The organism is Bradyrhizobium sp. USDA 372, from assembly GCF_053629095.1.
Map to the genome: position 1 here is coordinate 6,944,886 of NZ_JBRJHR010000001.1, position 24,435 is coordinate 6,969,320.

Genomic DNA, 24,435 nt, shown 5'->3' on the forward strand with positions numbered 1-24,435 from the left:
GGAAGACGACAATGGCGGACGACAAGGGGCGTAAGCGGCGCGCAAAACCGCAAAGCGGCACACCCAAAAGCCGCGGGCCGACTTGGCCGGTCTCGGCCGACGGAAGACCCAAGCAGTTCTCTATTCCGCCCGAAGTGGTCGAACACATCCTCCTGGGTCCCCGCGACGACAGGCGCGTGCTGCAGGACTCGCCGCTGCTCGGCGATGTCTGGGCGGCTTACGCTCTCGATCCGGGCATCGCCCAGGACGTTCTGATTACGCCGCACAAAAATGCGACCGCGGTGAGCGTGGCCCGTACCATCGCAGGCGCGCTGAAACTGCCGGTCGAATCTGCCCCGCCTGGCCGGCCTCCAACAAAGGCCAAGGTCGCCTATTTGCAGGGGCTCGTCGGTGCGCGGCTCTATTTCGACCAGGTGCTCCGCATCCTGGTACCGCGGACACAATGGTGGCGCGAGCCGAAGGTGGCCGAAAGGATCGAAGGCGTAGATGCCGGCGACAATCAGGGGACGATCAAAAAGCTGCTCCAGCAAGGGCCGAGGAGGTCCAACGCGCCGCGCGAACGCGCATTGGACAATGCCACGTCGCTCCAAAGGTATATCGCGCTTGCCGGATTGATCTACTGGATTTGCAAGCTGGAACGTCCCGTCGGTTGGGACGAACCGCTTGAGCCACTGACCTTTGAGCAGGCATTGGAACGATACCGGGACTACGCCGACGAGATTCTCTCCGGCATGTTTGCACTTTATGAGGTAGTCAAGGCGGACGAGAACGTTCGGCAGCAGAACGACATCGTCGATGCCAGGAGCGAGCCGGCGGAAGAAAGACCAGCTTGTATTTTCCAGGTATCGCTCAACCGATCGGCCGTTCCCGCGCTCGATCGGTCGGTGCCTGCGGTCAAGGCCGACGCTGCGAGGTCGCTGTTCAACGTCCAGTGCAAGAATATCGTTTGGGCAGTTCTTGATTCCGGTATTCAGAACAATCACGACGCGTTCATGACGTCCGGCGAGAAGCCGGCGTCGCGTGTCAGGAAAATCTTCGACTTCACGAATATTCGCGAGATCGTTAGCAGTGAGACGGGTGACGTCGATGCTCAAACCCGCGAGAAGCTGATCCGAGCGTCCGGGCTCTCTGAAGCCGAGGTGGACGTCAGCCTGGAGAAGATTGCCGAAGACTTCGAGAAGGAGCGCCCCATCAACTGGGCGACCGTCGAAAGGCTGATCACGGTCAAGAGGCCGGATCCAAACGACAAATCTGAAAAGCTGCCCAGTTCGCACGGGACCCACGTTGCCGGAATCATCGGAGCGGACCAGAAGGACGGCAAATACGCTGGCGGCATGTGCCCGGACATCGGACTCTACGATTTCCGCGTGCTGGGTGCGAGCCTTGAGGAGACCGAGTTCGCCGTCATCGCTGCCATGCAATACATCCGTTACGTCAACGAGCGGCATAACTACATCACGATTCACGGCGCGAATCTCAGCCTCTCAATTCCGCACAACGTGCGCAATTTTGCATGTGGGCGGACGCCGATTTGCAACGAATGCGAACGTTTGGTCGAAAGCGGAGTGGTGGTCGTGGCCGCAGCAGGCAATCGCGGCTTTCAGAAATTCGAAACGAAGGATGGTCCGTTCGAAAATTATGCCGCCTTCAGTATCACCGATCCCGGAAATGCCGACGGCGTCATCACCGTTGGATCGACCCACGGGAATTGGCCGCATACATACGGAGTCAGCTTCTTCTCGAGCCGCGGTCCGACCGGCGATGGCCGCGCGAAGCCGGATCTCGTCGCGCCCGGTGAGCGGATTCTATCGACCGTTCCGAATGATGATTGGGCTCCGGAATCGGGCACCAGCATGGCGGCTCCCATGGTTAGCGGAGCCGCGGCGATGCTGCTCGCCCGATACGAAGAGCTGATCGGGCAACCGCGCCGAGTCAAACGCATCCTGTGCGACAGCGCGACGGATCTTGGCCGCGAGCGCAGCTTTCAGGGGCACGGCATGCTCGACGTGTTGCGGGCACTTCAATCGATCTGAGGAGGAATGCGATGCATTTTAGCCTTGACGTCTTGCGCGCCCGCAAGGGCGATTGCCTGATCCTTCATTTCGGAACAGCTGACGATCCGCACCTGATGCTGATCGATGGAGGACCTGCCAAGGTCTATAAGCCACATCTGGCGCCGAGAATCGCGCAGATTCACCGTTCGCGCGAATTGGAGCCGAATGATCCCTTGCCGATAGACGTTGTGATGGTCAGTCACATCGACGACGATCACATTAGGGGCATTCTCGAACTAACGGCGGATCAGCTGGGGAACAGTCCCGATCTCCGTCTCAAGGTCGCCAGCTTGTGGCACAACAGCTTTGACGATCTGCTCACGACTGCGCCTGAAGAACTGTTGTCCGGGTTTGGGCCGGCGTCATTCGAGGCAGGCACTGCGCGAAGGCCGGATTTTGACTCAATCGAGCCCGACGAAGAATCCGACGAGGAAGAGGTGCATCAGACAGTGGATGTTCTCGCCGGCATATCGCAGGGCCGTCAATTGCGTGATGATCGGGAAGTGTTGCAGCGACGCTCGCCGGCGCGTCGGCAGTGGAAACTGAACCACAAATTCGACGGCGAGCTGATCCTCGCGACCGAGGATACGGACGCGGTCATGTTGGATGGTGGCCTCAAGATGACCGTGGCCGGACCGATGCAGCCGGAATTGCTGGCCCTACAGGAAGCCCATGACAAATGGCTGCGGGAGCAAAAGCAGGGGAAGAAAAGCCCGGAAGCAATGCTGGCGGCATTCGTCGACAAGTCGGTGCCCAATCTCTCCAGCATCGTCGTTTTGGCCGAAATGGGCGGCAAGTGCATGCTGCTGACCGGCGACGCGCGTGGTGACAAGGTCTTGGAGGGACTTGAGCTGGCCAGGTTGCTTGCCCCCGGAAAGACGCGCCACGTCAATCTTCTCAAGGTGCCGCATCACGGCAGCTCCAACAATCTGGAGCAGGTCTTTTTCGAGCGCCTGCCTGCCGACCACTACGTCTTCTCGGGTGATGGCGAACACGGCAATCCCGAACGTGAGACGCTGGAAATGCTGCTGGAAGCGCGGGGCGTCGACGCCGAATACACAATCCACCTGACCTATCCGATTGACGAGATAGATATCGAGCGCCAAGCCGACTGGGAAAAGGAGCAGGCCAAGGAGAAGGCGCGCAAGAAGAAGAATCCGGCGACCAAGAAGCCGGTTCGAGAAAACTGGTCGCCGGAAAAGCACAGCCTCGGCGCTCTGTTCCAGAGCAATCCCAAGTTCGGCAAGAAGGTGGTCATCGTTGATCCCGGCAAACCACATCTGATCAACTTGCTGGACCCCATCAGGCTTTAGTGGGCTCGGGGGCGCTCAGGCTCCAAGCAGTACCTCAATACGGCCCGGCTCTGTCGATCCCGGAACCGCGAGGATGCATCGGCGGGATGCACCCATGCGCCGCGGTGCCTGCCTGGGAAGAACTTTCCTCTCTACATTGCCTGCATAGAACGAATCCTTCGCGGCGTTGCGCCGCGTCACGACGTCCGATCGAGATGAACAAGTTCGACCGGCAGAGCAATTCTGCCGACATCCAGGCCTTGCCCGACGATATTGCCGAAGAGCTGTCCCGCCTGCCGAGCGAGGTCATCAGCGTCGACGACGCGCCGTCGATCGCCCCGCCGGTGCCGCTGAGCTCCGACGAGGTCCGCACCATCGTCATCAGCCTGATGCTGACGATGTTCCTGGCAGCCCTCGACCAGACCATCGTGGCGACCGCGCTGCCGACCATCGGACGCCAGTTCCAGGACGTCTCCAATCTCTCCTGGGTGATCACCGCCTATCTGCTCGCCTCGACCGCGGTCGCGCCGGTGTTCGGGACGCTCAGCGACATCTACGGCCGCCGCGTCATGATCATCATCTCGCTCAGCCTGTTCGTCGCGGGCTCGGTGCTGTGCGCGATCGCGCCGAACATGCCGATGCTGATCCTGGCACGCGGGCTTCAGGGCCTCGGTGGCGGCGGCATCATGCCGGTGGTGCAGACCGTGATCTCCGACGTCGTGAGCCCGCGCGAGCGCGGGCAGTATCAGGCCTATTTCTCCAGCGTCTGGATGGTCGGCGGCATCCTCGGCCCGGTCATCGGCGGCGTGTTCGCCGAGCATCTGCACTGGTCGATGATCTTCTGGATCAACCTGCCGCTTGCGGCCGCAGCGCTCGCATTGCTGCTGCCCAAGATGAGCAAGATCCCGGTGTTCCATCGCAAGCGCAAGGTCGACTGGCTCGGCGGCGTCTTGCTGATGGCCGCCGCCGTGGTCTTCATGCTGGTGCTGACCTGGGGCGGCACGCGCTATCCCTGGCTGTCGCCGACGGTGCTGGCGATGGTGGGCGGCGCCGTCGCGCTCGCGGTGGGCTTCGTGTGGCACGCCCGGCGGGCCGACGAGCCGTTCCTGCCGCTGCCCTTGCTGACGGGATCGGTGGCGCCGTTCGCGCTGACCGCCGGCGGCTGCGGGCTCGGTGCGATCACCGGCCTCACCGTGCAGCTGCCGCTTTATTACGAGCAGGTCTACCATTTGAGCGCCAGCGAGGCGGGGCTTGCGCTGATCCCGCTCGCGGCAGTCTCGACCGTTGGCGCCGCCGTCGCCGGCCGCACCATGGCGCGGGCCAAGCACTATAAGCGCGTCGCCATCATCGGCACGTCCTGGGCCGCGCTGTGCGGCCTCGGCCTCACGGTCACCACCTTGCCGCTGTGGGGGCTGCTGCTGCTGATGGCCGCGTTCGCGCTGGGTCTCGGCACGACTTTCCCGGTCTGCGTGGTCTCGCTGCAGAACTCGGTCGCGCGTCCGCAAGTCGGCACCATCACCGGCGCGATGAACTTCTTCCGCTCGCTGATGTCCTCGTTCACGGTGGCGGCCTTCGCCGCGATCCTGCTCATCGCGCTCGGCACCGACATCCCGCTCGCCGGCGAGCACCATGCCGCAGGCAGCGTAGCGATTCCCGCCGACGACATGCGTCATGCGTTCCGCTACGTCTTCGGCGCCGCCACCGCACTGATGACGATAGCCGCGCTGTGCCTGATCGCGATGGAGGAGCGCCCGCTGGCCGGACCCTCGGCCAAGCAACCCGTCGAGATGGCCGAGTAAGGCTCAGCGGCCTGCGTCCGGGAAGCCGCTCTTCCGCGGCAGCCGGATCGTGAACTCCGTGAACGCACCGAGCTCCGTTGCGACGTCGATCGTGCCGCCGTGCTGCTTCACGACGATGTCGTGGGTCATCGACAGCCCGAGGCCGGTGCCTTCGCCGGCCGGCTTGGTCGTGAAGAACGGATTGAACATCTTCTCCTTCACGTCGTCGGCAATGCCGGTGCCGTTGTCACGAATGGAGATCTCGATCTGGTCGCCGCGGTCGCGCGTCGCGGCGGTCACCATCGGCTCGTAGCCGGCGGCGCCGTCGGCCTTGCGCCGGGTGACCGCGTGGAAGCCGTTCGAGATCAGGTTCAGGAGCACGCGGGTGATCTCCTGCGGAAACATTTCGGCGTGTCCGGCCGCGGGATCGAGCTCGCGCTTCAGCGTCACGTGGAAATTCGGCTTCTCGGCGCGTGCGCCGTGATAGGCGAGGTTGAGGCTTTCCTCGACCAGGGCGTTGATGTCGCTCAGCCCATGCTCGCCGACGCCTTCGCGCGAATGCAGCAGCATGTTCTTGACGATGGAATCGGCGCGGCGGCCGTGCTGCACGATCTTGCCGAGGTTGTCCTGCAGAAGCCCCGTCAGCTCGTCGACCTCGCTGCGGACGTTCTCGGGGAGGGGGACCGGCGCGAGCGCCTCGTTCAGCTCCTCGGTCAGCTCGGCAGACAGCGAGGCAAAATTGTTGACGAAGTTGAGCGGGTTCTTGATCTCGTGCGCGATGCCGGCCGTGAGCTGGCCCAGTGATGCCAGCTTCTCGGTCTGGATCAGCCGGTCCTGCGCGGCGCGCAGATCATCGAGCGATTGGGCGAGCTCGCTGGTGCGGGTCGCAACTTCGTTGAACAGTCGGGTATTCTCGACCGCGATCACGGCCTGATCGGCAAAGGTCTTGAGCAGGTTGATCGCCTTGTCCGGGAAATGACCGGGCTCCCGCCGTGTCACGGCGATGGTGCCGATCGCAACGCCGTCGCGCAGCATCGGCACCACCAGGATGCTGCGATAACCGCGCGTTCGCGCCAGCTCCTTCATGGCCTCGGTCAGACCAGGCTCGTTCTGCATGTCGCTGCGGAAGGCAAACTCGCCGCTCGTCGCCACGCGGCTGTGAATGCCCGACGATGACAAGGGTGTCGGAAATGAGCTCAGCAGATCCGCATTGCCGGCATCATTGTCGGTCGTGAAGGCGGCCAGATGCAGCATGCCGTCGACGACGCGGGTGACGGTGGAGGAATGCGCTCCGATCAGCGCCTTGGCGCTGTCGGAAATGGCCTGGAACACCGGCGTGACATCGGACGGTGAAGCCGCGATCACCTTGAGAATGTCGGCAGTCGCAGTCTGACGTTCAAGTGCTTCCCTGGTGGCGTTGAACAGGCTGACATTCTTGATCGCGATCACGGCCTGGTCGGCGAAAGTCTGCAGCAGGCGCACATGATGCTCGGCGAAGTTGCCGGTCGCGCGTCGCGTCGCGATGATGATGCCGATGGCCTCGCCTTCGCTCATCAGGGGCGTAAACAGCATGCTGCGATAGCCGCGGGCGCGCGCGATGTCGCGCGCGGCGGGCTCGAGCTCGGTGTCGGGCAATTGTGCCGCGGCACCATTGGCCACGAGCTGATAGGGCGGGAATTGCGCGAACCGCACCGGAAACGAGGCCTGGAGCACGCGATCGCCGGTCGGATCGGTCGGGGTGAATGCCGCGAGGTGCGCGGCGCCGTCGATATAGCGCAGCACCGCGGTGGAGAAGCCGCCGATCAGCCGGTTGGCATTGGTCGCGATCGCCTCGAACACCGGCTGCACGTCGGACGGGGAGGCCGCCATCACCTTCAGGATGTCGGCCGTCGCGGTCTGGCGTTCGAGCGCCTCTCTCGTCTCGTTGAACAGGCGTGCATTCTCGATCGCGATCACGGCCTGGTCGGCGAAGGTCTGCAGCAGCTGGACCAGGTCGGGCGCGAATGCGCCCGTTACGGCGCGCGTGACGCTGATCATGCCGACCGGCGCGCCCCGGTTCATCAGCGGCATGAACAGCACACTGCGGAAGCCGCGCAGCCGCGCCAGCTCCCGGTTCAGTTCCGGAACGTCGGCAGCCTCGCTGTCGGGAAACTGGATCGTCTCGCCCTCGCGCACGAGGGCAAAAGTCGGGAAGTCCGTGATCTTGCGCGGGAACGACGCCTTCAGCCCTGCGTCCGCCTCCGGGCTGGTCGGCGTGAACGCCACGAGGTGCAGTTCGTCGCCGATGAACTGAAGCACGGTGGCGGAGAAGCCGCCGAGCAGGCGCTTCGCGCTGGAGGCGACCGCCGCAAAGACCGGCCGCGCATCGGACGGCGATGCCGCGATGGTGCGCAGGATCTCGGCGCTGGCGCTCTGGCGATCCCGCGCAGTCGCAAGCTCAGCGCGTAGCTGCGCATTCTCGGCCGCGGCCAACTGCAATTGGCGTTCGAGTTCCTCGATGTCGTGCGAAAGCGTGGTCATTCCTCATCCAGCTTGATGCCGCGACGTGCGCGGCACCGGGCCGGATTATCACATCTTTCGCGGCCGGAGCCAGCGCTCGCAGCCATGCCCCGCACCGGCCCGCCTCACGTCCCCGGCCGCGACACCTCGGTCTCCTTGGCTGTGATGAACTCCAGCAGCACCGGGACGCCCTCCCTTGTCTTCTGGATGCCGCGCTTGATCGCGGGCACGATGTCCTCCGGCCGCGTCACCCGCTCGCCATGGCCGCCGAAGGCGCGTGCCATCGCGGCGTAGTCGCCGGAGATGTCGGTCGAGCGATATTTTTCGGTCGAGATCGGCATCACCTTCAGCTCGATCGCCATCGAGAAATTGTTGAGCAGGATCGACATGATCGGGATGCGCTCGCGCACCGCGGTCTCGAAATCCATGCCGGTGAAGCCGATCGCAGCATCGCCCCAGACGTTGATGCAGAGCTTGTCGGGCCTTGCCAGCTTGGCGCCCATCGCAAGACCCAGGCCGTAGCCGAGCTGCGTCGTCTTGCCCCAGCCGAGATAGGTGAGGGGTTTTACTGCTTTCCAGAACGGCGAGAGCTGGTCGCGCGGACTGCCGGCATCGTGGGTGATGATCGTATTCTCGATATCCACGGTGTGCTGCAAGTCCCACAGCACGCGATAGGGGCTGAGCGGCGCGTCATTGCTGGTCAGCTTCGGCATCCATTTCGCCAACCATTCCTTGTGCGAGGCCGCGATCTCGGCCGCGATCGCCGATGCATCGCGATCCGCGGTGACGGTCTTGCCGATCTCCTCCAGCAGCGCGTCGAGCACGAGGCCGGCGTCGCCGACCAGACCGATCTTCGCTTCCACATCCTTGTTGAGATGATTGGGATCGAGCGTCGAATGAATGATGGTCTTGCCCTTCGGCATCGCGATGCCGAAATTGGTCTCGGTGAAGGAGCAGCCGATGCCGAAGATGACGTCGGCCTCGGCCAGAAACTTCGGCACCGCGCGCGGCACTGCGAGGCCGCCGGAGCCGAGCGACAGCGGATGCGTCTCCGGAAACGATGATTTGCCCCCCAAGCTGGTGGTGACGGGGATCGCCAGCCGCTCGGCGAGCCGTTTCAGCTGCGGCCAGGCCTGCGCATAATGCACGCCCTGGCCGGCATAGATCACCGGCCGTTTTGCATTCACCAGCAGGCCGGCGGCGTCCTTGACGTGAACGGGGTCGGCGCCGTAGCGGGTGCGCAGCACCGGCGTGTAGTTCAGCGGCTCCGGCACCTCCTCGTTCCACATGTCCGAGGGGATCTCGACGATCACGGGTCCGCCGCGGCCGTTCTTCAGCTTGGTGAAGGCGCGGCGGAAGATGTTGGCGACTTCGGTCGCGAGGACGATCGGCTCGGACGATTTCGCGAACGGCTTCATCGCCTCGCTGGAATTGAAGTTCGGCTCGATATGCGCCAGCCTGCGCTGATAGCCCATCGGCAGCACCAGCACGGGGACCGATTCGCCGAAGCATTGCGCGACGCCGCCCATCGCATTCTCCGCGCCCGGCCCGTGCTGCATGCAGAAGGCGCCGATGCTGCGCCCCGACGTCACCCGCGAGATCGCGTCCGCCATGTGGATGCCGACGCGCTCCTGCCGCACCATCACGGGCCGGATCTCGGCCTTGGCCGCGTGCTCGATCAGATGGTTGACCGGATAGCCGCAGAGGATCTCGATGCCCTCGCGCCTCATGATTTCCGCAATGGCGGTGCCGAGCTTCATGGCGTCTCTCTCCCTGGCAAGGCCGGTTGATCCGGCTTGTTGCGAAGAGAGGATCAGGAATTTCCGGAAGCGTAAAGCGCGCGCGGCGAGCGTGGCGGTAGGCCAGCTATGCGTCGCGAGCGTGCACCGGCTCCATCCTGTGATGGTCGCCGTAGCCGCGCGCGGTGGGCCGCACGCGCTGCAGCAGATGCGTGGCCGCAAGCAGATCCGGCGTCTCGAAGCCCTCGGTGAACTCGCCATAGATCGGCGAGAGCAGCCGGACAGCCTTGGATCTGCGGCCGGTCGCGATCCAGTGTGCCGCAAGATCGGCCGCGATCCGCAACTGGAATGTCATCGCGCCGATCGCGCGCGCTTCGGCCAGTGCTTGCTGCAGCCGCTTTTCGGCGCGCAGCGGCTCGCCCGCCTGAAGAAGGATCGCGGCGTCAACCCGCTGGAGCTCCGACCGGCACCAGCGCTCGCCCTGGCGTTCCTGATGCTCGATCGCCCGGGTGATGGCCTGGCGCGCTTCGGCAATCTGTCCCTGCTTCAGATAGACGCGGGCGAGGACCGCAAGATAGCTGCCGATCCGCATCAAGAACCGGCACTCGATCAGCTCGTCGATCGCACCTCGAATATCCTCCACCGCGCGTGGATCGCCCCTGAGGTCGCGAAGGCAGGCGGAGAAATAGCGCTCGACCGGAACCCAGCGTGAGATGCGCTCGCGTTCAAGGTTGCGGCGCAGTCGCTCAGTGTAGCCTGCGAGCGCGTCCAGATTGCCGGTTTCGAGCGCGACGGGAAGTGCGGCGAGCCCGAGTGCGTTCGACTGCGACACCCAATGGCCACTGCGATCAGCGGCGTCGACGGCGTCCTTGGCCAGCCTCGCCGCGTAGTCGGCTTGTCCTTGCATCCACGCCACGAAAGGCAGGTTGAAGCGGACGGTGATGAACCGGTAGACTTCGTTCGCATCCTTGCGCGAACGGCTCTCTGCCAGCGAATAAGTCGCCGCGAGGCGATCGAGAACCGGGCGGCTCTTGCTCAACTCGCCGGCAAAAGCGCGGGCCCAGGCGAGTGCCCGATCGGCTTCGGACGTTGCCGTGAGGTCGCGGTCGCGGTCGGCAAGCTCCGTTGCTTCCTCGAGATAAGTCGTGGCGCGCGGCACCTCGCCAATCTGCAACAGGTAGAAGCCGAAGCCGACCAGCGCCCGCTGCTGATATTCGATGTTGCCGGCCCGCCTTGCAAAGAGGATGGCATCGAGCCAGGCAATCTCGTTCTCGTTCGACATTTTGCGGGCGTAGAATAGGCTCCATCCAAGGGCGCAGGCGAGTTTTGTCTTCGACAGATCGTCGCACGGGACGGACTTGGCCAATGCGAGCGCGTCCGCCAACCGCGCCTGCGCTTCCGACAGGATCGACGTTTCCGACCACAAGGTGATCGCCGCAACCGTGAGCCTGATCCCGAGCACGGGATCGCCATGCTCGCCGAATGCCCATGAAACAGCGGCGCGCAAATCGGCGATGCGGCCAAGGTAGCGCTGTGTCCAATCGGCCGGCTCGCGCCATTTCCACTCCTCCTCGGACTGCTCGAACAGCGTGAGGACCCGTTGCGCATGACGGCGCAACGCCTGGTCGCAGGCAGGATCGGCCCGGCGCCGCTCGCCCGCGTAGCGGCATGTGCTGTCGAGCAGGCGATAGCGGAGGCTCGCGCCATGTGCCTGCGCGCTCAAAAGCGATTTGGCAACGAGACTGCCGAGGCCGGTGACGACGTCGACCGGCGTGAGCCCTGCCGCCTCGGCGACGAAGACCGCGTCCTCAACCTCGAACGCGTCACTGAACACCGAGAGCAGGCCGAACAGTCTGGCTTCCCGCTGCGACAGCAGCCTGAAGCTCCAGTCGATCGTCGCCATCAGCGTTTCATGGCGCGGCGGCGCGCCATCGGCGGCGGGGGCACGAAAACCCAGATTCTGGTCGAGCAACTCCACCAATTGGCGAGGATTGAACCTGCCGATTTGGGCTGCCGCCAATTCGATGGCCAGCGGGAGGCCGTCGAGCGAGTGGCAGATTGCGGCGACGGCCTCGCAATCATCGTCGACGAATTGGTAGTCCGCCCATTCGGCGGCGCGGCTGACGAACAGCTGCACTGCCGGAAACCTGACGGCTTGATCGGCGGTCAGGGCGTGGCCGGGTTTTGGTGAGACCAGCGAGCCGAGCCGGACCACATGCTCGGTGGCGGTGCCGAGCGGTTCTCGGCTCGTCGCAAGCAGCCTCGACGGCGATGTGTCAGCCATGAATCTGCCGGCGAAGATCGTCGTGGCCGGCAGGACGTGCTCGCAATTGTCCAGAATGACCAGCATCTGCCGCGGTCTCAGATAGTCGATGGCCGCAGCCAGGCTGTTGTCCGGATTGCCCCTGATGCCGAGGGCCGTCACCAGAGCGGCGCCGAACAGCGTCGGGTCGGAGATCGTTGCGAGATCGACGAAGCACACGCCGTCGCGGCACTGTGGCGAAAATGCCTGGGCTACAGCCAAGGCAACCGTCGTCTTGCCGATTCCTCCTGCGCCAACCAGAGTCACATGCCTGTTCCCGGTCAACAGACCCGTGATTTCGTCGATTTCCGCTTCACGACCGACGATGCCGCGCAGCATTGGCGGACTGGACGGGGGGAGCGGTTCGGCGAGCGCAAGATCGTCCTCGACCTCGCCGATGCTGATCTGCACCTCCGCGATGAACTTGTATCCGCGGCGTGCCACGGTCGCGATGTAGACGGGCTCGATCTGGGTATCTCCCAGCGAACGCCGCAAGCTCCACATGTTGACCTTGAGATTGCTGTCGTGGAGGAAGGTGCCCGGCCAGGCGGCCGCCATCAGCTCATTCTTGCTGACCAGCTCGCCGCAGCGTTGCACCAGCAGCTGCAAAAGCTCGAATGCGCGTCCACCCAGCTTGACGGGGCGCCCTTTGAGAAGAAGCAACTGGCGGCGGGGAACGAGTCGAAAAGGGCCGAAGCAGTAGGTGAGCTCCCGCCGGTCTGTGCCCCGTTGTCGTATCTCCGTGGCAGCCCGCATTGCTCATTGCCAATCGATCGAACCGATCGGCCGTAATTATCATGCACTGCAATAATTTTGAAGAGAGCGGTTCCGAATTCGTACGATTTGCCGCAGGGCAATTGCGGCAAAGCGCTCGCGCGGGACAGTTCGGCTATTTCTTGGGCTTGCCAAGCATGGCCATGCGCATGATTTCGACACCGCCGTCGGCAAGTTCCGGAAGCTTGGCGAACCAATCCTTCACATAAGGCATCGCGTTGTGCGCGTCGAAATCGGCCTGGCTGGCGAACACTTCGTAAAAGATGAAGTGGCCGGGCTTGGCGCGGTCTTCCTGAAGGAAATAGACCAGGTTCTTGGGATCGCTGCGGACCAGGTCGATCAGCGGCAAGGTGGCGGCGCGCAGCATGTCTTCTTTTCCAGGCTTGGCGCGCACCTGCGCCACCACGGAATATGCACCCTCCGGGATCTCCTGATAGTGCAAGCGCGGCGTTTCCTGAGCCACGGCCGGAAGCGTCGCCGGCGCCGTAGCGGCGGCGATCAGCAGGGCGGCAAGCGAGTTGCGGACGAGAGTTTGCATGGTGAAGTCCTCGAGATGTGACTGTATCGCCGGGTGACCTGCTAAGGCACTGACCGCCGCCCCGCACGAGAGTCTAGCGCACGATGGTCTGTTGCCGCTTTGCCAAGGCCTCGCTGAAGCGCTTCTTGACGGGACCCAGCGCCTTGACGAACTCGAGCTGCTCGCCCTCCGGTCCCTTGCAATAGATCAGCTCCCAACCGTTCGAGGGTTCGGCGGTCACCCGGTTCGTGTTGCTGCTGCGGGGAGCGGCCTTGCGATCCGCTTCCGTCATGACGCGGATCGTGCGGTTCGCTCTCACCTGCGTCATGCCGCGGCGTGCCGATTCCGCTTCGAGATCGGCAATGAACTTGTTGAAGTCGACATCGTCGCGAACATAGAAGCAGATATGCATCATGCGCGGGAAAGCAGGGCTCATGTGCTCCACCGGTTCGGCGAAGCTCTTCGCGCTGCCCATGGGCTGATCAGCCTCGCGATATTGCAGCAGCTCCAGCACCATGTTGTCGAACTGGATGAAGCGGACATCGAGCCGCTGTGCTCCGCTTCGCAAGTCGGGCACGCCGATGGTTCGCGGATTGACCCCGCGTGCGTTCGCCTCGATCTCCTGGTCGGCCAGCAGCGTGTTCTGCACCCCGTCGCCCTGGAAGTCGCCGTGCCGGAACACCTCGGTGCCGCCAAGCACCTCCGTGTAGAACTGGTAGGCCCGTTCCATGTTCTGGACCGTCAGCCCGAAATGCTGGACGCCCTGGAGCCGCGCGCCGAGCGGCGCCTCGTCGCGCTCGGCGTCCTGTGTCGCGGCCCGTGCGTCGATTGCCGTGCCGGCGACGAGGCCCGTGACGACGGCTGCGCCGGCGGTCTGGAGCAGGGCGCGGCGATCCATGTCGGTGGCGTTGACGGCTTCATCTGTCATGTCGCTCTCCTTGGTCGTTCGGTGGATTGGTCTGCGTTGTCCTGCCGGCCGGAGCGGTGCTCGGCCGGGGTAAACCTGCCGCGCCCTCGGGCTTTCAATCGGCGACGGGAAGCGGGGCTGCGGGGCTGACCAGCCCCTCGGCGCGGAGCTCGCGCCAGAAGTCCGCCGGGATGGCCTCCTCGAGCGCAGCGCGATCCTCGGCGATGCGGCCCGGGCGGCTCGCACCGGGAATGACGGCCGCGACCACCGGATGGGCGAGCGCGAACTGCAGGCCGGCCGCCTTCATGCTGATGCCATAGCGGTCTGCGATCGCTTTGATCCGCGCCACCTTCTGGAGGATTTCGGGAGGCGCCGGCGCATATTCGAAGTTCGGGCCGCCAACGAGTGCGCCGGAACTGTAGGGTCCGCCGACGACGATCGCGAGCTCGTGCTCCGCGACCACCGGCATCACCCGCTGCAGCGCCCTTGCGTGGTCGAGCAGCGTGTATCGGCCCGCCAGCAGAAAGCCGTCGGGGCGCGGCTCGTCGAGCGCGAGCAGCAGCTCGATCGGCTCGACCCGGTTGACACCGAGTCCCCACGCCTTGATCACGCCCTCCTCGCGCAGCCGGTCGAGCGCTCTGAAGGCGCCCTTGCGGGCGCTTTCGAACACCGAGAGCCACTCGTCGCCGTAGAAATCCTGCGCAACGTCGTGCACGAAGGCGACGTCGATGTGGGAGGTCGCGAGCCGCTTCAGGCTGTCCTCGATCGAACGCAGCGTCGCGTCCCGGGAATAGTCGTTCACGATCCTGTTCGGACGCCCGTGTTGGAAGACGCCGCCCTTCTCGCCAAGGTCGCGGGCGCTGGTATCCTCGATCTCGTCCAGGATCAATCTTCCGACCTTGGTGCTGACGACATAGTCGCTTCGCGGCCGGCCGGCGAGCGCGGCGCCGATGCGGATCTCGGCAAGCCCCGCGCCGTAGAACGGCGCGGTGTCGAAATAGCGGATGCCGTCGTCCCAGGCCGCATTCACCGTCGCGAGTGCTTCTTGCTCCGGGATGTCGCGGAACATGTTGCCGAGCGGCGCTGCGCCGAACCCCAGTTTTCCCGGCAGAATATCCTTCAGGGCCATGTTGCGAGTCCTTGTCTGCGGCAGGAAAGTCCGTCGGTGTGCGGCGCAGCCGATCTCAGTCGGTCGCGGACGTATCTGCGCTTCTGATGAACGCCGCGACCTCGCGCGGATGCGACAGCATCACTGCGTGGCTGCTTTTGATCTCCGTCACCTTCGCGCCCGATCGCTTGGCCATGGTGCGCAGCAAGCTCGGAGGGATAATGTGATCCTCCATCGTCACCATGTAATAGGTCGGCTTCGTCTTCCAGGCCACGCGCTCGACCTTGGTCTGCACCGCCTGCAATCCAAACGGCAATTGCGCCGCAGCCATGAAGCGGGTCGTGGCCGGGTCGACACCGGCGGCGAAGGAGGTCGGGAATTTATCGCGCTCGACGAAGAGATAATTGCCCTCGGTGACCAAGGGACCCTTGTGCTCGCCGGGCGGCACGGGTGCTTCCGACAGCGTGGCGACCGACTCCCCGACATCGGGAGCATATGCCGCGAGATAGACCAGGCTGCGAACCTTCGGATTGTCGCCGGCTTCCGTGATGACCATTCCACCATAGGAATGCCCGACGAGAATGACCGGATGCCGCGCCCTGGCAATCACGCGCTCGGTCTCCGCGACATCGTCACGAAGCGAGATCGTCGGCTGCTGGACGACGAGCACCTCATAGCCCGCTTTCGAGAGAATGTCGTAGGTGTCCTTCCAGCCCGATCCGTCGACGAAGGCGCCGTGGACGAGGACGATGGAGACGGTCCTCTCGGCCGCGACCGCGGCGGAGGCCGTTGCGATCGACATTGCAGCAAGCGCAAAGATAAGCGTCTTCATAACAGGCTCCGATCTCGATACGGCGACATTGCCGTTGATGCGCCTTCTAGCGCGCGGCGGCATTGCGGTATTTCCGATTCCTGCGCGATGACGTACGCATCTTGCTGAGGTGCGACGAGATCAGCTTTCGAAGCCGAACGCGCCTGGCTCCAAGCCTTTGCCTTGCCTGGCTTTTACCTCTTTTAACCGCGCCGCCTCTGGACTCTGCCAACGAGGCTTGTGAGTAATTCACGATCGGCGTGGCAGCGACCGGGCTGCAATTCACCACCGGATGGAATGATCGCTCGCGCGATACGGGGCCGGGATTCGCCGCAACGAAGCGGAGGTCGTGATGGCGCTCGTGACGCATGGAGATCAGAAGTACGAGAACAGCGAGAAGCTCGCGCAGGCCAGTGATTGGCCAGGGCTGAGCATCGAGCATCGCAAGTTCGAGGCTGGCCGTCAGGCAACGCCCGTTCCCATCTGCACCGAGCTCGTCATGCTGCTGTCGGGCGGCGGGATGGTGTGCCGCGCCGGCAACGGCGAAGTCCAGAAAAGCCTCGCACGTCCGGGGATGAGTTATCTCGTGCCCGTAGGGACGCAGGAGAGCCATCTCGAGCTTTCCGACCGGATGGAATGTCTTCATCTCTATCTGCCGCCGGCGTTGCTCGACCACAGCGCACTTGCGGATTTCGACATCGATCCGGCGAAAGTCGAGATCGCCTACGCCCACGGCCTGCCGGACCAGGTGCTCTTCCACATCTGCTCGCCGCTTCGCGATCTGCTCCATCGCCCGCGCCAGCCGACCGACGCGCTGTTCGTCGAGGGGATCCAGGTCGCCCTCGCGGCGCATCTTCTGGGCAATTACACGATCGACCGTTGGCGCGCGCCCGACAAGTCGCCGGCGCTCGACCCGCGGCGCCTCCAGCGCGTGCTGGACTATATCGAGGCTTCTCTCGGCAACGATGTCAGGCTCGAGGATCTGGCGGCTCAGGCCTGCCTCAGCCCCTATCATTTCTCCCGGCTGTTTCGCGAAGCGACCGGACTGTCACCGCACCGTTACGTCACCGATCGCCGCGTCCACGCCGCGCGACAGGAGCTCGCCCGTGACCGCCTGTCCCTGGTCGAGATTGCCCTGGAGTTCGGTTTCGGCTCGCAGGCCAATTTCACGCGCGTATTCCGCAAGGCCGCAAATCTCACGCCGGGGCAGTATCGCGAATTGTGCTGCGGCCAGGCCGACGTGAAACCCGATTACGTCGAAAAGCCATTTCGCAGGGATTGCGCATGATCCAGCAGGATTCGGGAATACGGCTCAACGTGCATCGGGCAGTGCTGTTGCAGCGACCAGGTAGGCGAAGGACACATCGATATGATCGAGCTCACGGTGAACGGGATCAAGCGCCAGGTCGACGTCGTTCCCGAGATGCCGCTGTTGTGGGTGCTGCGTGACGAGCTCGGCATCACCAGTGCCAAATACGGCTGCGGGGTCGCGCAATGCGGTGCCTGCACCGTTCACGTCGACGGCAAGGCGGTGCGGTCCTGCCAGTCCCATATCGGCGAGGCCGCGGGCAAATCGGTCGTCACGCTCGAAGGCCTGCACAACAAGGACCAAAATCCGGTCCTGCAGGCCTGGATCGCGCATCAGGTGCCGCAATGCGGCTACTGCCAGACCGGTCAGATCATGCAGGCCATCTCGCTTCTTGCATCGATCCCCAAACCGACGGACGAGCAGATCAATCAGGCGATGTCCGGCAATCTCTGCCGCTGCGGCACCTATCCGCGGATTCGTGCGGCAATCCATGCGGCTGCGGCCAACAAGATGGCGGAGAAGTGAGATGGGCCAGATGCAGGCCTTTTCGCGTCGGGCTTTCGTTTTCGGCTCTGCTGTCGTCGCCGGCGGCATCGCTTTCGGTGCCTATGGTCGGGCCGAAGCGGCCGCGACGAGCGCCGATGGCAATCCGCTGGCCGCCGGCCTCGGCCCGAATTCGGTAACCTTCAATCCATGGGTCGAAATCAGCCCCGACAAGATCACGCTGATCGCGCAACACGCCGACATCGGCCAGGGTGTCGGCTCGGTGCAGCCGATCATGATCGCCGAGGAGATGGATCTCGACCCCGGCCAGTTCGAAATCCGGTTCGCTGAGCCAAGCCCCGCCTATTTCAACACGGGCTTCGCCGACGAGTTCGCGCCGTTCGTGGCCGCGGACCAAAGCCCGGCTGCGGAGGAAGCGCGCGCGTCCACGCTCGAATGGCTGCGCAAGTCCGGCCTGCAAATGACGGGTGGATCGAGCTCGATTCCGGACACGTATCAAAAGCTGCGTGTTGCCGGTGCGGTCGCGCGCGAGACGCTCAAGGCCGCCGCGGCCAGACGTTCGGGCGTCGCGGTGGCCGACCTTCGCACGCAATCAGGCCATGTGATCCTGCCCAATGGGACCAAGATCGCCTATGTCGCACTCGCGGCGGAGGCATCGAAAATTCCGCCGGTGCTCGATGCGCAGCCGCGCGATCCGTCCAGCTGGCGCATGCTCGGCAAGCCGATGATGCGGCTCGACGTCCGCGCGAAGGTGATGGGCGAGCTGAAGTTCGGCATCGACCTGAAAACGGACGGCATGCTGTACGCGTCCGTCAAGCTGAATCCCAATAAGGGGCAGCCGCTGAAATCGTACGACGCCAGCAAGGCGCAGTCGATGCCGGGGGTCAGGAAGATCCTCGAAATCAAGAACGGCGTCGCGGTGATCGCCACGAACAGCTGGTACGCGATGAGGGCGGTCGACGCCATCGCTTGCGAGTGGGCGCCTTCGGCCTATCCCGCCGAGCAGGCCGACCATTGGAAGGTTCTGGAATCCTCCTTCAAGCCCGAGTTTCTCGGCAAGGAGTGGCGGAAGATCGGCGATATTGACACCGGCCTGAAGACCGGCAGGCTCGTCGAAGCCGAATATCGCGCGCCCTATGTGGCGCATCAGCCGCTCGAGCCGCTCAACGGGATCGGCCTCGTCACCGACGAGGGCATGGAGATCTGGGTCGGCCATCAGAGCCCACGCTTCGTGCAATGGGTCGCGGCGACTGCGATCGGCCTCAAGCCGGAACAGATCACCTTCCACAATCAATGGACCGGCGGAAGCTTTGGCCACCGTCTCGAGTACGAGAACGTCCGCGTTCTCGCCGAGATCGCCAATCAGATGAAGGGCACGCCGATCAAGCTCGTGTTCTCGCGCGAAGAGGATTTCCTCCAGGACATTCCGCGGCAGATCGCGATCGCCCGGCACCGCGGCAGCATCGACAAGGGCAAGATCCTCGCTGCCGACCTGCAGCTGGCCTCGACGGCGCCGCTCAAGGGACTGCTCGAGCGTTCGGGCACGCCCTCGAAGGATCCGGATGGGCAATTGGCCGCCGGCCTGTGGAACGTCTACTACGACATTCCCAATTTCCGGGCCACCAGCTACGAGGCGCAGGGCTTGTCGCCAAGCACCACATGGCGCTCGGTCGGCGCTTCGACATCCGGTTTCTTCACCGAGAGCTTCATCGACGAATTGATCCATGCGGCGGGTCTCGATCCGATGAAGGCGCGCATCGCGATGTGCACCGTGCCGCCTTATCGCAAGGTGCTGGAGACCGTCGCGCAGATGTCGGACTGGAAGGGACCGCTCGGGAACGGCCGTGGCCGCGGCGTCGCTTTCGTCGAGTCGTTCGGGACACCGGTCGCCGAGGTCGTCGAGGTGACGGCGACGGACCGCGGCATCAGGATCGACAAGGTCTGGGTCGCGGTCGACGTCGGCAAGGTCGTCGATCCCGTGAATTTCGAGAACCAGGTGCAGGGTGGCGTCGTCTGGGGACTGGGCCACGCCATCAATTGCGAGCTCACTTATTCAAAAGGCGCGGCGCAGCAGACCAACTATAACCACCATGAGGCGATGCGGATCTACCAATGCCCGGTCATCGAAGTTCGCGGGCTCGAGAACGATCCGAAGGTGAGGGGCGTCGGAGAGCCGCCGGTGCCACCGGCCGCGCCTGCGCTCGCCAACGCGATCTTCGCGGCGACCGGAAAGCGCATCCGTGAAATGCCCTTCAACAAGTTCATCGATTTCGTGTGAGACGCGCCATGCAGAGATCTCTGATCGCGTTCGTCCTGGCAGCTTCGGCCGTCGCGGCCCTCACCGGGATCGTCGCGGCCAAGGACGAGGCCGCCAAGGACGTGCTGCCGTCCGGCAGCGTCAGTCGCGCCGAGGGACTGGAGGCGTGGAAGCGGATTGAGGCCGTCGTGACACATCCACGGTGTGCCAATTGCCATGTCGACGCCAAGGCCATCCCGATCTGGACGCCGGCCGGCGAAACCAAGCCCCGCCCGCATGGCATGAACATCCACGGCGGCGAGAGCCGCATCGGCACGGAGGCCATTCCGTGCTCGACCTGTCACATGACCTCCACCCAGGCGAACGAGCCGGCGCCGTCGCCGCCGCGCGCCGGCATCGACTGGCAGCTGGCCCCGGTGGCTTTCATCTGGTTCGGCAAGAGCGGTGCCGAGATCTGCGCGCAGTTGAAGGATCCCAAGCGCAATGGCGGTCGCGACGCCGCCGGTCTCGTCGGGCACTTGCGGCACGATGCGTCGCTGAGTGGCTTCATCCCGCGCGGCTGGGCGCCTGGGGCCGGCCGCTCGACGCCGCCGGGCACCTTCGAGGACCATGTCAAGGACATGGCCTTGTGGGGCGCGGCCGGGCAGCCCTGTCCGAACTGATGCGTTCTCCGCGTCGCGGAAGCGCGATCACACACACAGCGTCATCGAAAGGAGAAAACCGTGACCCAGCATGTCCTCTTCATTGTCACCAACGCAGCCGTGATCGGTCCGCATAGTCGCAAGACCGGCTTCTTTTTCGCCGAGGTCGCCCATCCTTTCGAGGTGCTCGACAAGGCTGGGGTCGCAGTGGAGTTCGCGTCCCCGGCCGGGGGGTGGACGCCTTACGATGCGTACGACGAGAAAGATGCCGCTCAGAAGGAGTTTCTCGCGAGCAAAGCCTTTCGCCGCTTGAATCACAGTCGCAAATTGTCCGAGGTGGACGCCGCGGACTACGACGCCATCCTGGTGCCCGGCGGTCTTGGGCCCATGGTGGACATCCAGCGCAATGCTGCGGTCCAGAGTGCCATCGTGCGTGCCTGGAGCACTGGCAAGCTCGTCGCCGCTGTCTGTCACGGACCGTGCGCGCTGCTTGGCGTTGACCTTGGCGATGGCGTCCCTTTCGTGCGCGGCAAGAAGCTCACGTCCTTCTCGAAGAAGGAAGAGTACGACTACGCCCGCGATGACGTGCCTTACGAGCTTGAGGACGCGTTGAGGGCAGAGGGTGCCGAGTACTCGTCCGCAGCCAACTGGCAACCTCACGTCGTCGTCGATGGCCGGCTCATCACGGGGCAGAACCCCGCGTCGGCCGGAGCGCTGGGAATAGAGTTGCTGGCCGCCCTCAAGGATAGGAGCAGCGCCGCGAAGATTTGAAGATTCGCAAGTGTGGAATTCGAGAGGGATGGGCCCGCATCTGAAGCCGCGCTTACCCTCTCATGGGGAGCCATCGAATGACGCAATCGCCATCCAAGATCACCGCTATCCTGGTTGCTCGCCCGGGCAAGTCCGCTGAACTCAGCGCATTGCTTGTCGGCATGGCACCGCCTTCCAGGGCTGAGCCCGGCAACCTGCGTTGGGATGTCTGGCGCGACATATCGAACGAAGATCGCTACGTTCTCGACGAGCTGTACCGCGACGTTGCGGCCGTCGAAGCTCACCGAGCCTCGCCGCATTACCAGGCCTACCTGGCCAAAATTCCCGAGCTGGCTGATCGGACGGCCGTGGTCTTGGAAGCGCTCGAGGTTGGAGACAGGTGAACGGCGTCGGCGAACCTTCGAAGTAGCCGCATCCCTATTTGCAGTAGGGCTATCGCTTTTGGGAATTTTTCCCCGCTGCCATCCTTCGAGACGCCCGCTTTAGGCGGGCTCCTCAGGACGAGGGCGGAGTGCGCGGCAGCAGGTTCAACGAGCACTCATGCTGATTCGCCTCATCCTGAGGAGGCGCGCAAGCGCCGTCTCGAAGGACGAGGCGTGCGCGCAGACCGCCGCCACAAGTCATATGCGATTGCCCTGCTATTTGCAGTTCTGGCAGATCATCAGCTTTCGCTTCAACGCCTCATCTTCCTGATCGAGGCCATTTGCATCTGGATTGGACCCGGCGTCCCTTGCTGCGCGTGAACGCGCAGGCGGCGCCACGCGGCTCGCCGTGTTAACGTCATCGACGGTGCCGACGCTGAAGCCATCGTAGTCGGCGGCCGGATTCGGCATCGGTTGAGGCCCGCCAATCACGGAAGGCTCTCTGCTGGACGCCGCCGGCGGAGCTCTGTTCGTCGTCACCCGCGCAGGCTTGGCGGCACCCGGGCGTGGCGGCGATGCATCGGGCGGAGCAAGCGAAACCGGCGGCGCGGCCGAAGTCTGGCCTCGCGCGCTGTCGTGCGACCACGCGACGACAAACATGAGGCCGAGAGCCAGGAGCGTCACGTTTCTCATCCGCATCCTCTCGGCAGCGCTGGTTGATCGATTGACGGCACGGCTCGTCGAGCCCGCTCCGCCGAAGAATATCAGCACTCAGAGGGCCGTCAAAGCGCCGTAGCCTGGATGGAGCGAAGCGCAATCCGGGGTGTTGTCGTGAACCAGGAACAGATGCTGTTGGCCCAGATCATGGCCCGCAAGTCCGGCGGGCACGGGCCAGCCGCTGCGCAGGCCGTTGGCCGGCGGTTACTTCATCGCCGTGCTGACCGAGTTGAACTTGTTGTTGAGCAGCGCAGCGCCCGTGCTGTTGACGATGGTCACGATTGCCAGAGCGATCCCTGCGGCGATCAGACCGTACTCGATTGCGGTCGCGGCATTCTCATCGGCAAGAAAGGACCTAACCAGACGCATTGCCAACTCCTGTTCATCCGATCCGATGGAAGGTCGCGTCGTTATCGGACTTGCAAATCGATCGAATAAGTCTTCGTGCGCGCCAAATGGATCGAGCGAGGGCGATCGCACCTTATCTCCTACGACGGCATTCATTAAATTAAGGTTCCGTAGTTCCGTCCAAATGAAGTCAAATCGGCCGCCCGGCGCGGGCATTGCCCTCCGTGCTGTGGCCCTTAACCGATTGTTGAGCCTGTTCGTCAACGAACAGGCAAGGACATCTCGATCGCGCTCATCCGCGCCGGCCGTCCGCATTCAGCGCCCGCAACATCGCGATGCGCGCGAACATCACCCAGCCGCCGCCGGTCTCGGCCGCATTGATCAAGGTCTCGATCGCGGTCTGCCAATGCGCCTCGTGCTGGGCGTCCTCGGGCAGCTGCATGATGTAGTCGGCGGCCTCTTGAAGCGTGAGCAGCTTGCGCTTGTTGCTCACGCGAACGGGATCGTCGAACGCCGTCGACCAGGGCATGTCAGACCGGCCGATCGGCGAGGAGAGACATCACGGCGCGATCGCGGGGTGTGATGCTGTTAGCCGGCCTTCTTTGCCCGCGCGGGGGCGCGCACCGGCTTGTCGGCGGCCTTCTTCGGGTTGGTCGCAGCCTTGGCCGCGGCGTCCTTGCCGCCCTTGCCAGCGATCGGCAGAAGCATCTCGCGCTGGCCCTCGACGCGCTTCTTCGGCTTCTTGGCCTTGGCGCTTTCCTTGGCCGTGTCCCTGGCGACCTTCGCCGCGGGAGCAGCCTCCTTCTCGCTCGCGATGCTCTTCTTCAGCGCGTCCATCAGGCTGATGACGTTGCCGCCGGTCTTCGGTGCGGCCTTGGCGGTGATCGGCATGCCGCTGCGCTTCTTGTTGATGAGATCGATCAGAGCGGTCTCGTAATGATCCTCGAACAGCTCGGGCTCGAACGCGCCGGACTTCTTCTCGACGATGTGCTTGGCAAGGTCGAGCATGTCCCGCGTCAGCTTCACGTCCTGGATGTCGTCGAAATATTCCTTCTCGCTGCGGACCTCGTAGGGGTAGCGCAGCAGCGTGCCCATCAGCCCGTTCTCGAGCGGCTCCAGCGCGATGATGTGCTCGCGGTTGGTCAGCACCACGCGGCCGATCGCGACCTTGTCCATGCTGCGGATGGTCTCACGGATCACGGCATAGGCGTCGTGGCCGACCTTGCCGTCCGGCACGAGGTAGTAGGGGCGGATCAGATAGCGGTTGTCGATGTCGGCCTTGGGCACGAACTCGTCGATCTCGATCGTGTGGGTGGAGTCGAGCGCGATGTCGTCCAGCTCGTCCTTGCTGACCTCGATGTACGTGTCGGTGTCGACCTTGTAGCCCTTGACGATGTCCTCGGAAGTCACCTCGTCGCCGGTCTCGGCGTCGACCTTGAGGTACTTGATGCGGTGGCCGGTCTTGCGGTTGATCTGGTTGAACGAGACCTTCTCGGTATCCGAAGTGGCCGGATAGAGCGCGACCGGGCAGGTCACGAGCGACAGACGCAGAAAACCCTTCCAATTGGCGCGGGGGGCCATGGGCTACTCCAGACGCAACAGAGGACAAGCCCTGAAGATACCATCGCCCAGTTGCGAATCATAGCAAGCGCCGACGCGGAATCTTGCAACGGCGTTAATCGTCGCCTGCACCGCGTCGTCTGGCGGGCCCATGGCCCGGAACATCGCCCGAGATGACGCGTTGC

At 64.0% G+C, this 24,435-nt stretch carries 20 protein-coding genes; 9 read left to right on the plus strand and 11 right to left on the minus strand.

Features of this window, described 5'->3' with window-relative positions:
- The first annotated feature begins 11 nt into the window (after nt 1-11).
- The 3 genes from AB7M16_RS32440 (at nt 12) to AB7M16_RS32450 (ending at nt 5,145) form a co-directional block, all read left to right on the plus strand.
- Nucleotides 12-2,033: a S8 family peptidase gene (locus AB7M16_RS32440; RefSeq protein ID WP_453946460.1), complete on the plus strand. Its 2,022-nt coding sequence runs from the start codon at nt 12-14 to the stop codon at nt 2,031-2,033.
- An 11-nt stretch (nt 2,034-2,044) separates the two neighbouring features.
- On the plus strand, nt 2,045-3,367 hold the full coding sequence (locus tag AB7M16_RS32445) for a hypothetical protein (protein WP_439363719.1): 1,323 nt from the start codon (nt 2,045-2,047) through the stop codon (nt 3,365-3,367).
- 194 nt (nt 3,368-3,561) lie between these two features.
- Nucleotides 3,562-5,145, plus strand: a complete 1,584-nt coding sequence (locus tag AB7M16_RS32450; RefSeq protein ID WP_453946461.1) for an MDR family MFS transporter — start codon at nt 3,562-3,564, stop codon at nt 5,143-5,145.
- A gap of 3 nt (nt 5,146-5,148) precedes the next feature.
- Here AB7M16_RS32450 and AB7M16_RS32455 read toward each other — a convergent pair whose 3' ends face one another.
- From AB7M16_RS32455 to AB7M16_RS32485, 7 genes are all read right to left on the minus strand, one after another.
- Nucleotides 5,149-7,644: a GAF domain-containing protein gene (locus AB7M16_RS32455; protein ID WP_439363718.1), complete on the minus strand. Its 2,496-nt coding sequence runs from the start codon at nt 7,642-7,644 to the stop codon at nt 5,149-5,151.
- A 104-nt stretch (nt 7,645-7,748) separates the two neighbouring features.
- On the minus strand, nt 7,749-9,584 hold the full coding sequence (locus AB7M16_RS32460; protein WP_453946462.1) for a thiamine pyrophosphate-requiring protein: 1,836 nt from the start codon (nt 9,582-9,584) through the stop codon (nt 7,749-7,751).
- Complete coding sequence (locus AB7M16_RS32465) at nt 9,490-12,420, minus strand: ATP-binding protein (protein WP_453946463.1); 2,931 nt, start codon at nt 12,418-12,420, stop codon at nt 9,490-9,492. The genes AB7M16_RS32460 and AB7M16_RS32465 overlap by 95 nt, the downstream gene beginning before the upstream one ends.
- 133 nt (nt 12,421-12,553) lie before the next feature.
- Nucleotides 12,554-12,976, minus strand: coding sequence for a putative quinol monooxygenase (locus tag AB7M16_RS32470; RefSeq protein ID WP_453946464.1), 423 nt, complete (start codon nt 12,974-12,976; stop codon nt 12,554-12,556).
- Nucleotides 12,977-13,049: 73 nt separating this feature from the next.
- Nucleotides 13,050-13,883, minus strand: coding sequence for a VOC family protein (locus tag AB7M16_RS32475; protein WP_453946465.1), 834 nt, complete (start codon nt 13,881-13,883; stop codon nt 13,050-13,052).
- Nucleotides 13,884-13,977: 94 nt separating this feature from the next.
- The gene (locus AB7M16_RS32480) at nt 13,978-14,991 is read right to left on the minus strand and encodes an aldo/keto reductase (RefSeq protein WP_453946466.1); all 1,014 of its coding nucleotides are present in this window, start codon (nt 14,989-14,991) and stop codon (nt 13,978-13,980) included.
- A gap of 55 nt (nt 14,992-15,046) precedes the next feature.
- The gene (locus AB7M16_RS32485) at nt 15,047-15,802 is read right to left on the minus strand and encodes an alpha/beta fold hydrolase (protein WP_453946467.1); all 756 of its coding nucleotides are present in this window, start codon (nt 15,800-15,802) and stop codon (nt 15,047-15,049) included.
- A gap of 331 nt (nt 15,803-16,133) precedes the next feature.
- Here AB7M16_RS32485 and AB7M16_RS32490 point away from each other — a divergent pair, with 331 nt between their 5' ends.
- The 6 genes from AB7M16_RS32490 to AB7M16_RS32515 all read left to right on the plus strand — a co-directional run bounded on the left by AB7M16_RS32490 (nt 16,134) and on the right by AB7M16_RS32515 (nt 21,646).
- Nucleotides 16,134-17,069 carry a helix-turn-helix domain-containing protein gene (locus AB7M16_RS32490; protein WP_453946468.1) on the plus strand — a complete coding sequence of 312 codons (936 nt, stop codon included), beginning with the start codon at nt 16,134-16,136 and terminating at the stop codon, nt 17,067-17,069.
- Between the two features lie 81 nt (nt 17,070-17,150).
- Nucleotides 17,151-17,615, plus strand: a complete 465-nt coding sequence (locus AB7M16_RS32495; RefSeq protein WP_453946469.1) for a (2Fe-2S)-binding protein — start codon at nt 17,151-17,153, stop codon at nt 17,613-17,615.
- Nucleotide 17,616: 1 nt separating this feature from the next.
- The gene (locus AB7M16_RS32500; RefSeq protein WP_453946470.1) at nt 17,617-19,872 is read left to right on the plus strand and encodes a xanthine dehydrogenase family protein molybdopterin-binding subunit; all 2,256 of its coding nucleotides are present in this window, start codon (nt 17,617-17,619) and stop codon (nt 19,870-19,872) included.
- A gap of 8 nt (nt 19,873-19,880) precedes the next feature.
- Nucleotides 19,881-20,513 (plus strand): hypothetical protein, encoded by a 633-nt coding sequence (locus tag AB7M16_RS32505; protein WP_172784233.1) that lies wholly within the window; start codon nt 19,881-19,883, stop codon nt 20,511-20,513.
- A gap of 60 nt (nt 20,514-20,573) precedes the next feature.
- Nucleotides 20,574-21,263 (plus strand): type 1 glutamine amidotransferase domain-containing protein, encoded by a 690-nt coding sequence (locus AB7M16_RS32510; protein ID WP_260382941.1) that lies wholly within the window; start codon nt 20,574-20,576, stop codon nt 21,261-21,263.
- A 77-nt stretch (nt 21,264-21,340) separates the two neighbouring features.
- The gene (locus AB7M16_RS32515) at nt 21,341-21,646 is read left to right on the plus strand and encodes a putative quinol monooxygenase (protein ID WP_172784235.1); all 306 of its coding nucleotides are present in this window, start codon (nt 21,341-21,343) and stop codon (nt 21,644-21,646) included.
- A 255-nt stretch (nt 21,647-21,901) separates the two neighbouring features.
- On the opposite strand, the gene AB7M16_RS32520 is transcribed toward AB7M16_RS32515, so the two are convergent.
- From AB7M16_RS32520 to ku, 4 genes are all read right to left on the minus strand, one after another.
- Nucleotides 21,902-22,318 carry a hypothetical protein gene (locus AB7M16_RS32520; RefSeq protein WP_453946471.1) on the minus strand — a complete coding sequence of 139 codons (417 nt, stop codon included), beginning with the start codon at nt 22,316-22,318 and terminating at the stop codon, nt 21,902-21,904.
- 228 nt (nt 22,319-22,546) lie between these two features.
- Nucleotides 22,547-22,711, minus strand: coding sequence for a Flp family type IVb pilin (locus AB7M16_RS32525; protein WP_172784237.1), 165 nt, complete (start codon nt 22,709-22,711; stop codon nt 22,547-22,549).
- A gap of 271 nt (nt 22,712-22,982) precedes the next feature.
- On the minus strand, nt 22,983-23,219 hold the full coding sequence (locus AB7M16_RS32530; protein ID WP_172784238.1) for a hypothetical protein: 237 nt from the start codon (nt 23,217-23,219) through the stop codon (nt 22,983-22,985).
- 59 nt (nt 23,220-23,278) lie between these two features.
- Nucleotides 23,279-24,271: a non-homologous end joining protein Ku gene (gene ku, locus AB7M16_RS32535; protein ID WP_439363708.1), complete on the minus strand. Its 993-nt coding sequence runs from the start codon at nt 24,269-24,271 to the stop codon at nt 23,279-23,281.
- Nucleotides 24,272-24,435: the final 164 nt, after the last annotated feature.

Coding starts and splice junctions, on each gene's coding strand:
- AB7M16_RS32440 (WP_453946460.1), top strand. CDS start 12: ATGGCGGACGACAAGGGGCGTAAGCGGCGCGCAAAACCGCAAAGCGGC.
- AB7M16_RS32445 (WP_439363719.1), top strand. CDS start 2,045: ATGCATTTTAGCCTTGACGTCTTGCGCGCCCGCAAGGGCGATTGCCTG.
- AB7M16_RS32450 (WP_453946461.1), top strand. CDS start 3,562: ATGAACAAGTTCGACCGGCAGAGCAATTCTGCCGACATCCAGGCCTTG.
- AB7M16_RS32455 (WP_439363718.1), bottom strand. CDS start 7,644: ATGACCACGCTTTCGCACGACATCGAGGAACTCGAACGCCAATTGCAG.
- AB7M16_RS32465 (WP_453946463.1), bottom strand. CDS start 12,420: ATGCGGGCTGCCACGGAGATACGACAACGGGGCACAGACCGGCGGGAG.
- AB7M16_RS32470 (WP_453946464.1), bottom strand. CDS start 12,976: ATGCAAACTCTCGTCCGCAACTCGCTTGCCGCCCTGCTGATCGCCGCC.
- AB7M16_RS32475 (WP_453946465.1), bottom strand. CDS start 13,883: ATGACAGATGAAGCCGTCAACGCCACCGACATGGATCGCCGCGCCCTG.
- AB7M16_RS32480 (WP_453946466.1), bottom strand. CDS start 14,991: ATGGCCCTGAAGGATATTCTGCCGGGAAAACTGGGGTTCGGCGCAGCG.
- AB7M16_RS32485 (WP_453946467.1), bottom strand. CDS start 15,802: ATGAAGACGCTTATCTTTGCGCTTGCTGCAATGTCGATCGCAACGGCC.
- AB7M16_RS32490 (WP_453946468.1), top strand. CDS start 16,134: ATGGCGCTCGTGACGCATGGAGATCAGAAGTACGAGAACAGCGAGAAG.
- AB7M16_RS32495 (WP_453946469.1), top strand. CDS start 17,151: ATGATCGAGCTCACGGTGAACGGGATCAAGCGCCAGGTCGACGTCGTT.
- AB7M16_RS32500 (WP_453946470.1), top strand. CDS start 17,617: ATGGGCCAGATGCAGGCCTTTTCGCGTCGGGCTTTCGTTTTCGGCTCT.
- AB7M16_RS32505 (WP_172784233.1), top strand. CDS start 19,881: ATGCAGAGATCTCTGATCGCGTTCGTCCTGGCAGCTTCGGCCGTCGCG.
- AB7M16_RS32515 (WP_172784235.1), top strand. CDS start 21,341: ATGACGCAATCGCCATCCAAGATCACCGCTATCCTGGTTGCTCGCCCG.
- AB7M16_RS32520 (WP_453946471.1), bottom strand. CDS start 22,318: ATGAGAAACGTGACGCTCCTGGCTCTCGGCCTCATGTTTGTCGTCGCG.
- AB7M16_RS32525 (WP_172784237.1), bottom strand. CDS start 22,711: ATGCGTCTGGTTAGGTCCTTTCTTGCCGATGAGAATGCCGCGACCGCA.
- AB7M16_RS32530 (WP_172784238.1), bottom strand. CDS start 23,219: ATGCCCTGGTCGACGGCGTTCGACGATCCCGTTCGCGTGAGCAACAAG.
- ku (WP_439363708.1), bottom strand. CDS start 24,271: ATGGCCCCCCGCGCCAATTGGAAGGGTTTTCTGCGTCTGTCGCTCGTG.